The sequence below is a fragment of the Streptomyces sp. Y2F8-2 genome (assembly GCF_014905555.1).
Lineage (GTDB): Bacteria > Actinomycetota > Actinomycetes > Streptomycetales > Streptomycetaceae > Streptomyces > Streptomyces cynarae.
Genome location: NZ_BNGS01000005.1, coordinates 261,967 through 274,092, shown reverse-complemented (window position 1 = coordinate 274,092; position 12,126 = coordinate 261,967). Strand labels below are relative to the sequence as shown.

General features: G+C 66.3%; 8 protein-coding genes and 1 pseudogene. 7 read left to right on the top strand and 2 right to left on the bottom strand.

The genetic code is table 11. The annotated features are described in order from the left end of the window. The 3 genes from araB to araD are packed head-to-tail and all read left to right on the top strand — an operon-like array spanning position 1 to position 4,006. Positions 1 to 1,680, top strand: coding sequence for a ribulokinase (araB, locus tag SY2F82_RS18920; RefSeq protein ID WP_200420277.1), 1,680 nt, complete (start codon positions 1 to 3; stop codon positions 1,678 to 1,680). Between the two features lie 54 nt (positions 1,681 to 1,734). Further along, complete coding sequence (gene araA, locus SY2F82_RS18915; protein WP_200420276.1) at positions 1,735 to 3,252, top strand: L-arabinose isomerase; 1,518 nt, start codon at positions 1,735 to 1,737, stop codon at positions 3,250 to 3,252. Between the two features lie 28 nt (positions 3,253 to 3,280). Beyond that, positions 3,281 to 4,006, top strand: coding sequence for an L-ribulose-5-phosphate 4-epimerase AraD (araD, locus tag SY2F82_RS18910; RefSeq protein ID WP_200420275.1), 726 nt, complete (start codon positions 3,281 to 3,283; stop codon positions 4,004 to 4,006). Positions 4,007 to 4,482: 476 nt separating this feature from the next. Here the strand turns inward: araD and SY2F82_RS18905 are convergent. Further along, positions 4,483 to 4,709 (bottom strand): annotated as a pseudogene (locus SY2F82_RS18905) (transposase family protein); the annotation flags it as partial. 150 nt (positions 4,710 to 4,859) lie between these two features. Next, the gene (locus SY2F82_RS18900; protein WP_236041620.1) at positions 4,860 to 7,874 is read right to left on the bottom strand and encodes a DEAD/DEAH box helicase; all 3,015 of its coding nucleotides are present in this window, start codon (positions 7,872 to 7,874) and stop codon (positions 4,860 to 4,862) included. A gap of 401 nt (positions 7,875 to 8,275) precedes the next feature. Here SY2F82_RS18900 and SY2F82_RS18895 point away from each other — a divergent pair, with 401 nt between their 5' ends. The 4 genes from SY2F82_RS18895 (at position 8,276) to SY2F82_RS18880 (ending at position 12,118) form a co-directional block, all read left to right on the top strand. Then, positions 8,276 to 10,063 carry a serine/threonine-protein kinase gene (locus tag SY2F82_RS18895; RefSeq protein ID WP_308437775.1) on the top strand — a complete coding sequence of 596 codons (1,788 nt, stop codon included), beginning with the start codon at positions 8,276 to 8,278 and terminating at the stop codon, positions 10,061 to 10,063. 298 nt (positions 10,064 to 10,361) lie between these two features. Then, positions 10,362 to 10,571: a hypothetical protein gene (locus SY2F82_RS18890; protein ID WP_200420272.1), complete on the top strand. Its 210-nt coding sequence runs from the start codon at positions 10,362 to 10,364 to the stop codon at positions 10,569 to 10,571. Positions 10,572 to 10,779: 208 nt separating this feature from the next. Next, positions 10,780 to 11,232, top strand: a complete 453-nt coding sequence (locus SY2F82_RS18885) for a hypothetical protein (protein WP_200420271.1) — start codon at positions 10,780 to 10,782, stop codon at positions 11,230 to 11,232. A 391-nt stretch (positions 11,233 to 11,623) separates the two neighbouring features. Continuing rightward, a complete protein-coding gene (locus SY2F82_RS18880) occupies positions 11,624 to 12,118 on the top strand; it encodes a Pycsar system effector family protein (protein ID WP_200420270.1) in 495 nt (164 codons plus the stop codon). The last annotated feature ends 8 nt before the right edge of the window (positions 12,119 to 12,126 follow it).

Genomic DNA, 12,126 nt, shown 5'->3' with positions numbered 1-12,126 from the left:
ATGAACGCCGGAGACGAGACGGCGGGGAACCTGGAACCCTGCGTCGTAGGAGTCGACTTCGGGACGCTGTCCGGACGGGCCGTGGTGGTCCAGGTGCGCGACGGCGAGGAATTGGGAACGGCCGAGCACGAGTACCGGCACGCGGTCCTTGACCGGGAGCTGCCGGACGGTACCCGGCTGCCTCCCGACTGGGCCCTGCAGGTGCCGTCGGACTACGTCGACGTGCTGCGCCACGCGGTGCCGGCGGCGCTCGCAGCCGCCGGTGTGCGGCCGGAGCAGGTCATCGGCATCGGCACGGACTTCACCGCGTGCACGGTGCTGCCGGTGCTCGCGGACGGCACGCCGCTGTGCGAGCTGCCCGAGTACACCGGCCGTCCGCACGCCTACGTCAAGCTGTGGAAGCACCACGCCGCCCAGGCTCAGGCCGACCGGATCACGGCGCTGGCCGCCGAGCGCAAGGAGCCGTGGCTGGAGCGGTACGGCGGGAAGATCTCTTCGGAGTGGGAGTTCGCCAAGGCGCTGCAGGTGCTGGAGGAGGACCCGGAGGTCTACCGCCGCACCGGGCGGTGGCTGGAGGCGGCGGACTGGATCGTCTGGCAGCTGTGCGGGACGTACGTCCGCAACGCCTGCACCGCCGGTTACAAGGGCCAGTACCAGGACGGCGCCTACCCCTCCCGTGCCTATCTGGAAGCACTCAACCCCGGCTTCGCCGACTTCGTGACGGAGAAACTCGAGCACCCGATCGGTGCGTTGGGAGCGAGGGCCGGGCAGCTGACGGCCGAGGCGGCGGCGTGGACAGGTCTGCCGGAGGGCATCGCGGTGTGCGTGGGCAACGTCGACGCCCATGTGACGGCGCCCGCCGCCGGCGCGGTGGAGCCGGGCCAGATGGTGGCCATCATGGGCACGTCCACCTGCCACGTGATGAGCTCCGACCAGCACGGCACGGTGCCGGGCATGTGCGGTGTCGTCGACGGGGGCATCCTGCCCGGACTGTGGGGCTATGAGGCCGGGCAGAGCGGCGTCGGTGACATCTTCGGCTGGTTCGTGCGCACCGGCCTGCCCGTCGAGTACGCCGAACAGGCCGCCGCACTGGGCCGCAACGCGCACGAGCATCTGACGGCGCTCGCGGCCCGACAGCAGGTCGGTGAACACGGTCTGGTCGCGCTGGACTGGCACAGCGGCAACCGCTCGGTGCTGGTCGATCACGAACTGAGCGGTGTGGTCGTGGGGCTGACGCTGTCGACCCAGCCGGAGGACGTCTACCGGGCGCTGCTGGAGGCCACCGCGTTCGGCACCCGGACCATCATCGAGGCCTTCGAGTCGTCCGGCGTGCCGGTCGACGAGCTGATCATCGCGGGCGGACTGACGAAGAACGCACTGCTGATGCAGATCTACGCGGACGTCACCCGCCGTCCCCTCGGCGTCATCGGCTCCGCACAGGGCCCCGCTCTCGGCGCGGCGATGCACGCGGCAGTGGCCGCGGGGGCGTACCCCGACATCCAGGCCGCCTCCCGTTCCATGGGCAAGGCCGACCGGGGCGTGTATCAGCCGGACCCGGACCGCGCCGCCGCCTACGACCGCTTGTACGAGGAGTACCGGCTCCTGCACGACTACTTCGGCCGCGGCACCAACGACGTCATGCACCGCCTGCGCCGCATCCGCGCCGAGGCGTCCGCCTGAGCCGCCCCACCACCCCCGCCCCCACGTCGCGCTCCACCCGAGAGGAATCCCGTCATGACCGCACCCGAAAAGCCGTCCGCCGGCCAGGAGATCTGGTTTCTCACCGGTAGTCAGGGCCTGTACGGCGAGGAGGTGCTGCACCAGGTCGCCTATCAGTCCCGGAAGATCGCCGAAAGACTCGACTCGGCCGACCCGATCCCGCTGCGGATCGTGTGGAAGCCCGTCCTCACCGACGCGGAGGCGATCCGCCGACTGTGCCAGGAGGCAACCACCTCCGCCGACTGCGTGGGCGTGATCGTGTGGATGCACACCTTCTCCCCGGCCAAGATGTGGATCGGCGGGCTGAGCGCGCTGGACCTGCCGGTGCTGCACCTGCACACCCAGTACAACCTGTCGCTGCCCTGGTCGAGCATCGACATGGACTTCATGAACCTCAATCAGGCCGCCCACGGCGACCGGGAGTTCGCCCACATCGAGGCCCGGCTCGGTATCGAACGCAAGATCGTCGCCGGCCACGCCACCGACCCGCGCGTGATCCGCCGGATCGCCGCCTGGGCGCGGGCCGCCGCCGGGCGCCACGCGGCACGCACCCTGCGCCTGGCGCGTTTCGGCGACAACATGCGGGACGTGGCCGTGACCGAGGGCGACAAGGTCGAGGCACAGATGCGGTTCGGGTTCTCCGTGAACACCTACGCGGTCAACGACCTCGTCGCCGTCGTCGACGCCGTCGAGGACAAGGCGGCCGCCGAACTCGCCGACGAGTACGTCGAGTCCTACAACGTCGTCCCGGCCCTGCGCCCAGGCGGCATCCGCCACGACTCGCTGCTGTACGCCGCCCGCCAGGAACTCGGTCTGCGCACCTTCCTCACCGAGGGCGGCTTCACCGCGTTCACCACCAACTTCGAGGACCTGGGCGGGCTGCGCCAGCTTCCCGGCCTGGCCGTCCAGCGCCTGATGGCGGACGGCTACGGCTTCGGCGGCGAGGGCGACTGGAAGACCTCCGCCCTGCTGCGCGTGATGAAGGTCATGGGACAGGGGCAGCCCGGTGGCACCACCTTCATGGAGGACTACACCTACCACCTCGGGCCCGGCACACCCCGCATCCTCGGTGCGCACATGCTGGAGGTCTGCCCCTCGGTGGCCGCCGACCGCCCCCGCTGTGAGATCCACCCGCTGTCCATCGGCGGCCGCGAGGACCCCGTCCGCCTCGTCTTCGACGCCGCCCCCGGTCCGGCCGTCGTCGTCGGCCTGGCGGACCTCGGCGACCGCTTCCGGCTGACCGCGAACGAGGTCGACGTCGTCGGCCCCAGCGAGCCCCTGCCCCACCTCCCCGTGGCCCGGGCCGTGTGGAAGCCGCGCCCCTCACTGGCCGAGTCCGCCGAGAGCTGGCTGCTCGCCGGCGCCCCGCACCACACCGTGCTCAGCTCCGCCGTCGACGCCGAGACACTGACCGACTTCGCCGCCATGACCGGCGTCGAACTGCTCACCATCGGCGCGGACACCACCGTCGACCAGCTCGCCAAGGAGATCCGCTGGAACGCCGCCTACCACCGACTCGCCCAGGCCCTGTGACCCACGACCGCACCGAAGGAGACGAGCGATGACCGTAACTGTGCGCGACGGCCTGCGGCAGGACGTCCTGGAAGCGAACCTCGCCATCCCCCAGGTCGGCCTGGCGACCCTGACCTGGGGCAACGTCAGCGGAGTCGACCGGGAGGCGGGTGTCTTCGTCATCAAGCCCTCCGGAGTCCCCTACGAGGACCTCGCCATCGACCACCTGGTGACGGTACGCCTGTCCGACGGCGCCGTCGTCGACGGCGACCTGCGCCCCTCCACCGACACCGAGACCCACCGCTGCCTGTACCTGGCGTTCCCCTCCATCGGAGGTGTCACCCACACCCACTCCACCCACGCGGTCGCCTTCGCCCAGGCCCGCCGCGACATACCCGTCCTCGGCACCACCCACGCCGACACGTTCAACGGCCCCATCCCCGTCACCCGCGACCTCACCCCGGAGGAATGCGCGAAGGACTACGAGTACAACACCGGCCGCGTCATCGTGGACATGCTCGAGAAGGACGACCAGAAGGCCGTCGAGGTCCCTGCCGCCCTCGTCGCCAACCACGGTCCCTTCGCCTGGGGCGCCACCGCCCGCAAGTCCCTGGAACACGCGATCATCTGCGAGGCGGTCGCCGACATCGCCCTCCACACCCTCAGCCTCGCCCCCACCGCCCCTCCGCCCAGCCACCTGCTCGATCGCCACTACACCCGCAAGCACGGCCCCGACGCCTACTACGGCAATCCGGACATGACAACGGCCTCCTGATGACCGGCGCACGCCGCCGCGGCCCGGTCGGGCTGTACCCGGCGTACAGCCCGACTCGTCTGCCGCTCTTTGTTTCCGCAGGTCAGGGGCAATATCTACTGGCTAAACAAACCCTCGGGGTCGAATCCGGGTCGAATCTGAGCTGTGGGTATCGTCGTTTCTGTCTGCTGTCCATGCGGCATATCCGGGCATTCTGGGTGTCGAATGTGGTCCGGTGCCGTTCTTGAGGAGACATCTCGGATTCTGATGCTCTCGGAAGTACATGTACGAGGTGTCTTCTTGCCGGCCTGCTCCGACTGAACCTAAGCACCGATGACGCTGCTCGAGCGAGCCGTGCCCCGGCCGGGATAGGTGACATTGCTTGCGAGTGTCGAGGCAGCCGTCAATGGCGCCCTCGCGGGTGTCGAGGGACGCGCCGGACTGAACCACCGTTCGACGGTGAAGGCTGCCGCGAATGGGCCTGGGTGCTTGTGCGCGGCACGGACGGGGACGGCCTGGCGTTCGCAGATCCGTACGATCCGGTGATGCGGGCCGCGGTGAGGTCGTGGGTGCGGCCGGGCAGCGTGGGAGAGATCCGCAGCAGCCTGCCCGCGGGGATTGGTCACGACCTGCACATTCACGCCGTGGCGGCGGCGCTTCGGGGGAAGTCGGCCCGGCTGTCGCCGACCCGGTCGCACTCGGCGAGCGTGCCGTCGAGCAGCACGTCCTCACTGCCTTGGCCTGCGACGCCACCGAGGGTCCGACTGGATATCCAGCACCACCAGAACCCGCCGCCGCACCACGCACTTTAACGCGCTATGCGCAGTCGCCACATGATCCCGACAACATTACCAGCAGAGTCACGGCATTGGCTTTAGGGGTGGACGATCACTTGGAGGACGCTGTTGGCAGTATCCATAGCGTAGACCTCGGCGCAGGCGAGCAGATGAAGTTGGTCTTCAGAAACGCGGGCCTTGGAGACGCCGGGCTGAACGATGGTGATGGTGAACTTCGGTTCCAGGAGCGGAGCGCGCTGGGCGAGTTCGTAGAGTGTCTGGTCCGACCCCTTTTCCAGTCCAGACTGGCCTTGGTTACGGCGGTGACCTTCGCGGCGGATCAGGTTATTGAAGAGACGACCCGGGCGGTGCCTCCATTTGGTGGATTTATGGACCTGGCCGCACACTTCGTACAGATCGGCGACTCGGGCACCGGGGACGTCGCCGTGCGCGTACTTGCAGTGGACGAGGTTCACATGGAGCTGGTTGCCTTCGATACGGGCGGCGACGATGTCTGCGACTTCGCCGGCGCCGTCGTCGTCGATGACGACGTCCCAGTCGGCCTCGCCGAGGAGGTGCTGGATGGTCCGTGCCTGGATCGAGGTGGGGTCACGGTCGGCGCCCTGGGACTCCTTGCGCAGGTTGATGCCCGTCCAGTCGATGGTCAGCAGCCGTTCGGGGCTGAATGGCGCCACGGTTCCTGCTGGGCGAATGAAAAGCATGTCCGGTTCCAGGATCGCTTCGTCCTCGAAGAGGATCCGTAGACCGTGCTGATTCAAGTATTCGCTGAATGGCTGGGCTTGGCGGCTCGTCGCGACTGTTGGTTCGGGACCGTCGCACGTGAAATTGATGCGTCCGTTCGCGATGGTGATCTGGTAGTCGACGCTCCAGTGCGGTGTGTGCAGGGTGAAGCCGATCGGGCCTTCACGGGTGAAGGTGGTGATGGTGAGGTCGGTGTCGATCACTGGCCAGCTGAAGTTGTCGCGCTTTATTTCGACGCTCTCGTTGGTGTCGAGGAAGAACTGGATCGGCCACTCCAGGGCTAGCGGGACGAGCTCGGGACGTTCGTCGACTTCGGTGGGGACGATGAACCCCTTGAGGACGTCTGCAGGATCGATGGTCTCATCGGTGAGTTTGGTGCCGACTTCGTCGCACCAGTCGACCCAGCGTTTGAGGGTGTGTGCGACGCCGTAGTTCCAGACACGTCCCTTCAACGAGGCGCCCACGTTGACGCGCTCGCCGCCCTCGTAGCCACTGACGAAAATGTTGGTCTGGCTCTTGTTGCGTCTTTCGGCCTCGGGATAATCGAGTAGGACATCGGCGCCGACCGCAAGTTGGAAGCGACGGCTGCGGTTGCGAGCGTCGAGGGTTCCTACGTTGGTCGGCACGCACCGCCGGATCTTCGACATGATCCGGTAGACGACCGGCCCCTTGATCCGGATGGCGTCCGGGCCGGCCACCGCTTGGGCAAGATCTTCGTGAACACTGCTGGTGTTGGAGCTGTTGATGTAGAGCAGTCCGTGTGTTTTGTCCCAGTACAGGATGTAGAGGTCGTGTGAGATGTCTTCAAGGCTCTTCACCGCGCCCCAGGCGACGGGCTTTCGCTCGCGCGCCACGAGCCAGGCGACCCGGTCTCGTTCGTTGATCGCAACCGGGTAGGTGAGCAGCCGGTCGCTGAAGAACGGCGCGAGTGCTTCGGGCTTCCACCGAAGAGTGCTGGTGCGATAGACGACGGTGCTCATCCGCGGTGTGATGTTCCGGAGTGAGACCTCTTCGGGCAGGCTGGAGAAGGCATCCTCGAATTCGCTAAGTTCTTCTTGCTCGCCGACCGCGTGCGCGGAGAGGATCTCGATGACGTCGTTCCAGTCGGAGTCCTCGGCATACAGCTTCTTCAAGTTCTCATCGAACTGAGTCTCGGTGCGGTTGACGACAACGGTCGCTGGCCCGATCGAGGTGCCGGCCACTCGTGCGAACCTGCCGATGAACTGCAGCGTGATGCCCAAGCTCTTGTGCTGGTCATGGATTGCCGCGATCTTGAGCGAGGGCAGATCGAAGCCTTCACCGAGCATGTCGACACAGACGACGATTTTGCTGCTCCGGTCGTGCAACGCTTCCAGCGCGGCTTTGAGGTCTGCCCTACGGCCTTTACTGTGCAGGATGACAGGGTTCAGGTCGGAAGCGAGCTCCTGGTAGAGCGGCAGGACATCCTCGGCGCGGCCGATCCGTTTGACTCGTGCCATGAGCAGGTGGTCATAACCGGCAGCCAGATCCTCGCGGAGAAGTTCGACGGCCCGCTGTGCGATGGCGCGGTCCGGGTCAAACAGGTCGACCACAGGAGCGTATGTGATCTTTGAGAAGTAGCCCTGCTGGTATGCGTCCTTCAGTGAGAAGCCGAACACGAATCGGCCGCCGAGGTCGGCGCCGTCGCTGCGGAACGGGGTGGCTGTGAACTGGACAACGCGCTTCCCGCCAAATTGATCGCGAATCTCACGCCAAGTCTGCGCGGTCACATGGTGGGCCTCATCCACGAACAAATGGGTGCATGCCTCGATCAGGAGGTCCCGTGCTTCTGGGGAGAAGTGCTGCATGACGGACGGTGTCGCCACGATCACATTGCAGTGCGTCGCGAACTCGTGAGCCAGGGCGGGATCTTGGATCCCGCGTTTGACCCGCCCGACGATCGGCTTGAGCGCCGACCCGGTGACGGTGCCGAAGTCCTGCAGCAGCCCTAGTCTTTCGAACTTGTTCGCGACCTGGTCCCGCAAGGCGTCAGAAGGAACGATCACCAGCAGGCGCTCAACGCTTCCGGCCACCAACAAGGCCACCATGGTCTCGGTCTTTCCCGTCCCCGTGGGCATGACGACCGTAGCGGGCTCAGGCCGCCTTGACGCCCAGTGCCCAAGAACTGCGTGTACGGCTCCAAGTTGCGGCTCACGCAAGCCAGCCAGGCCCCGCTGCAAGTCCTCTTGGCGGAACCGGAAGGCTTCTTCGAACGAGGCATGCACCTGGGCTGGCTCGACGCGGTCGGCAGCACCATTCGGAGCCACGAGGCGCCAGGCTATGTTGCCTTCAATATCACAATGCCTGAGCCGGCCGGAGGGATCCACTCCCATGATGCCTCGCACAAGGTAGGTGACTCAAGAAGCTAATCAAGATCAGGCGTTAGCAATTTTATCAGCAGTCACGACTCACTCTTGCGGTATCCGCATTGCGGTGGTGCCCAGTTGATCGAGACGGTGAGAGGTCGGCTACCACTGAAGTCTTGGAGAGTTTGCGCTCCGGGATGAAGTCAGCCGCAGCGGTGCATACCGTTGGGTTTGGCCTACACCTGGCTTCGACGGATGATCTGTCAGAACTCAGGTAGGTCATGGCCTGTTTGACTGGTGTCCGCGCCGTGGAGAGCGCGTGGTTGGCCGTGTGCTGGGGAAGCAACAGGGTTCACCGCTGGGCGGGCGTCTAGCAAGTGTGGTGGGGAGCGTGCCGGATGCCGTGCGGCTGACCTGGGGAGCAAGGCATGGGCGGATCCCGTCTGATGCCAACTGGCTTGTGGCGCTGCCGATCCCCGCTAGGGTTCACACCTCGTCCACACTTGCTCTCGGTGGGGGTCTTCTTCGTGTCGCGGATTGCTGCTCGTCGTGCTTCGGACCCGGCTCGGATCGGGCGCTTCCGGGTGGTTGGGGTGCTGGGCGCGGGTGGGATGGGCACCGTGTACGCCGCGGTAGGGGAGCTGGGCGAGCGGGTAGCGGTGAAAGCCGTGCACGCTGGACAGGCGGCGGATGGCCAGTTCCGGGCCCGGTTCCGGCGCGAGGTGCAGGTGCTGCGGCGGGTTGTGGGTCCGTGCCTGGTGCCGCTGCTGGAGGCCGATCCCGAGGCGGACATCCCGTGGCTGGCGACGGCCTACGCACCCGGCTTGACGCTCGGAGAGCACACGGCCGTTCACGGGCCGCTGGCCGGGATCCAGCTGCACCTGTTCGCCGCAGGGACGGCCGGGGCGCTCGCGGCCGTGCACGCCGCTGGGGTGGTCCACCGCGATCTGAAGCCCGCGAATGTGATCCTGACTCCGGACGGACCGCGGGTGCTGGACTTCGGCATTGCCCACGTCGTCGACGGTACCGCGGTCACCCGCACCGGCATGCTGACCGGGACCCCGGGCTGGCTGAGCCCCGAGTATTACCGGGACGGCACCGCCGGGCCGCCAGGGGATGTCTTCGCCTGGGGTGCGCTGCTCGCCTTCGCGGCCACCGGCCGCCACCCCTTCGGCACCGGCAACGCCGAGGCCGTCGCTTTCCGCGTCCTGAATGCGGAGCCGGACCTCGGCGGCGTCCCGAACGACATGCTCAGCCTGGTGGCGTCGTGCCTTGCCAAAGACCCGGGCCACCGGCCGTCGTCCGCCGTCGTGGCGCAGAAGACCGCCGAGCTGCTCGGCGAGCAGGCGACCCAGGTCCTCGGGGATGTCCACGACCGGCCTACCGAGGTCCCGAACTTGATCGCAGAGCAGTGGCACCCCCCGACCGTCGAAAACCCCTCCTGGCCGGCTGCCGTGATACGCCCTCCCTACAGCCGCGCCCGGCTCATCGTCGCCGCGGCCGCCGTGTTCGTCGCGGCCGCCACAGGCACCTGGTTCGCACTGGCGCCCGGCGACGCCCCAGCGCGCGCCACTCACTCCCAGCAGCCGGCCGTGGTTCGCTCCACTCCTGCCGCCACACCGGCTGCGACCACGTCATCCCTCGCCCGCACTGCCGTCGCTGAGTCACAGACCCCGACCGCCGCGGCGTCGTCCGCGCTGACGCAGACCCAGGTGGTCACCCTCAGCCCATGGTCCCCAGGCGGCACCCCAGCAACCGGCATCACCATCACCGACCGGACCAGCGGCTCTTGCTTCGGCTCCGCCGAATCCACGATGCGCACGGATGCCTGGCGCTGCACCGCCGGCGATCGGATCCTCGACCCGTGTTTCTCCCCGGACTCCGATCCCTCGGAGAACAGCGCGCTGTGCCTGGACGGAGCCCCCGACCGGATGGTCGAACTGTCGGTCCCCGAGGGCTTTCCCGGCAACAACAACCACATGCCGGGTGGACCCGACATCGAACCGATCATCCTCGTCCTGACCAACGGCGCCCGCTGCTCGTTCGCCGGTGGCGGCACCGCGACGCTGGCGGGACAGCGCCTGAACTACGGCTGCGACAACGGCGGATACCTGTACGGCTACCCGAACAAGACAGCCGCCGTGTGGACCATCTCCTACGCCGCTCCCGGCAGCGGAGCCAGCGTCTCCACGCCGATCACCACCGTCTACCAGTAGCGCGCTGGCGGCCATGCCGCTGGAGCGGCGGATGGTCGGATCGGCCATCGCCGCGACCGCTGGCGGCCGCAGGCTGGAGTCATCCACCGCCAACTGATGCGGGCGCGCTGTGAACCGGGCTCATATGCTGCGCGTAAGGGGGAGGGGGCATGGTTCACCTTCGGTTGTCGAGATGGCTGGTAACAGTTCCACCAATCGGGGTATGTCACTGTCGGCGAGGTCTTGAATACGGGATGCTGTCAGTGCCTTGGAGCACACTGGCAGAGCCAGACGCAGCCTTGGGGGGTACGCGATGAGTGTGACGATCAACGAGCAGTGGCAAACAGATCATGATGACGACGTTGTGATCGTGGTTTCTGATGAGGAGTACCAGGCTGCGGCGCAGCGCGCGTTAGATGAGCTTGGCATGACGTACGCTCAGCTCGAGGAGCAGGCGCGCAGCGGTTACTTCACGTCCGCACAGGCCCACGCGCTCTGGGTGTCGATCGGCGGCACGGTTGACCTCTGAGCTTGAGCGACAGGCTCGTGCATTTGCTCAGGAGTTACAGAAGACACTCAACGGGACTGTGTGTCAGCACGTACGCATTGCGGCCGTGCTCCGTCCTCGGTCCGGGGTTGGCCCCGTTTTCACTCTTGGCCACGGCCTGTCCCGCAGTAACCCGACCCAACCTCAAGCCTTTCCGCTGCGTGTCGACAACAAGAACCCTCGCGCTTGGATGAGTCTGTCTTTTCAGTTGCGTCTCGACGATGAGGGATCGTTTCTGACAGTACATTCGTCGTATTGTGCCATTTTTGCTGACCAGGGCTTGGAGTCGTGTCTCTGTCACTTTGACTACGAGCGCGAAAAGGACAGATACACCAGCGCGCACGTTCAGGTCTACGGTACGTCGCCAGCTCTGGAGGCGTTGAACGGCAAGGATGACCAGAAGCGCACTCTCGACAAACTGCATATCCCAGTCGGAGGTAAGCGTTTCCGACCGTGCATTGAGGACGTCATCGAATTTCTGATCAATGAGCGGCTCGTCGATGCACACGTTGGCTGGGAACAGAGAGTCGAAGAAGGACGAGCCCGGTATCGGAGAAGCCAACTGAAAGCTGCCATGCGGCGCCATCCGGACGTCGTGGAGGAGTACCTGCGGGAGAAGGAGCGTGCGGAGGACGGGAGCTGAAGTCGATCGGCACCTCAGGTCGGTGCGGTGCGGGGTAGAGGCGCGGTCGACGAACGCGACACGCTGTCATCTGGCGCAGCGGTTCCCTTCTCTTTGCTTCCGAGCTCCTTTGGGTCTGCCGCCCTGCAGTTCTCGTCTTGAAGTCTTGGCGTCCAGAAGGCTTGAGCCGGGAGTGCTCGGCAGGCTCCTAGCGTGCTGTCACCCCGCCGGGAGCGGGTGGCGGCTGAAGTGTGACGAGTTGAGACGGGGACCTGAGTCTCGCGGTCCAGGCCGATGGGTGCCCGTTCTCGGTCAAAGTGCCATAAGTAGGTTTTCCGCCTGGTTGCTGTGTTCAGGCTTCAGCCCGGGACCGGTGAGTGGACGCCTGGGTGGCAGTTAGGGGGATGGCTTGATGGCAGTTGAGCCGACGGAGACCGCGTGGCGTATTCAGGCAGCTGTTGCGGATTGGACAGCCAAGGCTGATTCGAAGGCGTCGTTTGCTCTGACGATGCAGTCCACGGCGCTGGCTGTCTTGGGTCTGCTGGCGAGTTCTAAGCGAGTGGCTGGCGATCTCGACTCCACCGTGCCAGGGCTGTTGTTGTGGATTGGTGTCCTGCTCATGGTGGGCGGAGTCAGCTGTGCGGCCTGGGCAATCTCGCCCAACCTCCGCAAGGAGCGGCGAGGTCCGGAGGTCGACGACGACTTTCTGTACTTCGGACATGTACGGCACCTGGACCCGGAAGTGCTGGAAGCGGCGCTTCGGGACAAGGACCCGCTGCCGTCGTTGTCCCGGCAGGTGGTGGTGATGAGCGAGATCGCTTGGACCAAGCACCGCCGGGTGCAGTGGTCGCTGATGTTGGGGGTGGCGGGCTGTGCCGCCTTCGGCCTGGCGACCGTCGTCGGATGAGGCACTAG

What these genes read in the sequence shown, in the direction of transcription:
- araB (WP_200420277.1), top strand. Translation starts at nt 1, where the DNA reads ATGAACGCCGGAGACGAGACGGCGGGGAACCTGGAACCCTGCGTCGTA.
- araA (WP_200420276.1), top strand. Translation starts at nt 1,735, where the DNA reads ATGACCGCACCCGAAAAGCCGTCCGCCGGCCAGGAGATCTGGTTTCTC.
- araD (WP_200420275.1), top strand. Translation starts at nt 3,281, where the DNA reads ATGACCGTAACTGTGCGCGACGGCCTGCGGCAGGACGTCCTGGAAGCG.
- SY2F82_RS18900 (WP_236041620.1), bottom strand. Translation starts at nt 7,874, where the DNA reads ATGGGAGTGGATCCCTCCGGCCGGCTCAGGCATTGTGATATTGAAGGC.
- SY2F82_RS18895 (WP_308437775.1), top strand. Translation starts at nt 8,276, where the DNA reads ATGGGCGGATCCCGTCTGATGCCAACTGGCTTGTGGCGCTGCCGATCC.
- SY2F82_RS18885 (WP_200420271.1), top strand. Translation starts at nt 10,780, where the DNA reads ATGAGTCTGTCTTTTCAGTTGCGTCTCGACGATGAGGGATCGTTTCTG.
- SY2F82_RS18880 (WP_200420270.1), top strand. Translation starts at nt 11,624, where the DNA reads ATGGCAGTTGAGCCGACGGAGACCGCGTGGCGTATTCAGGCAGCTGTT.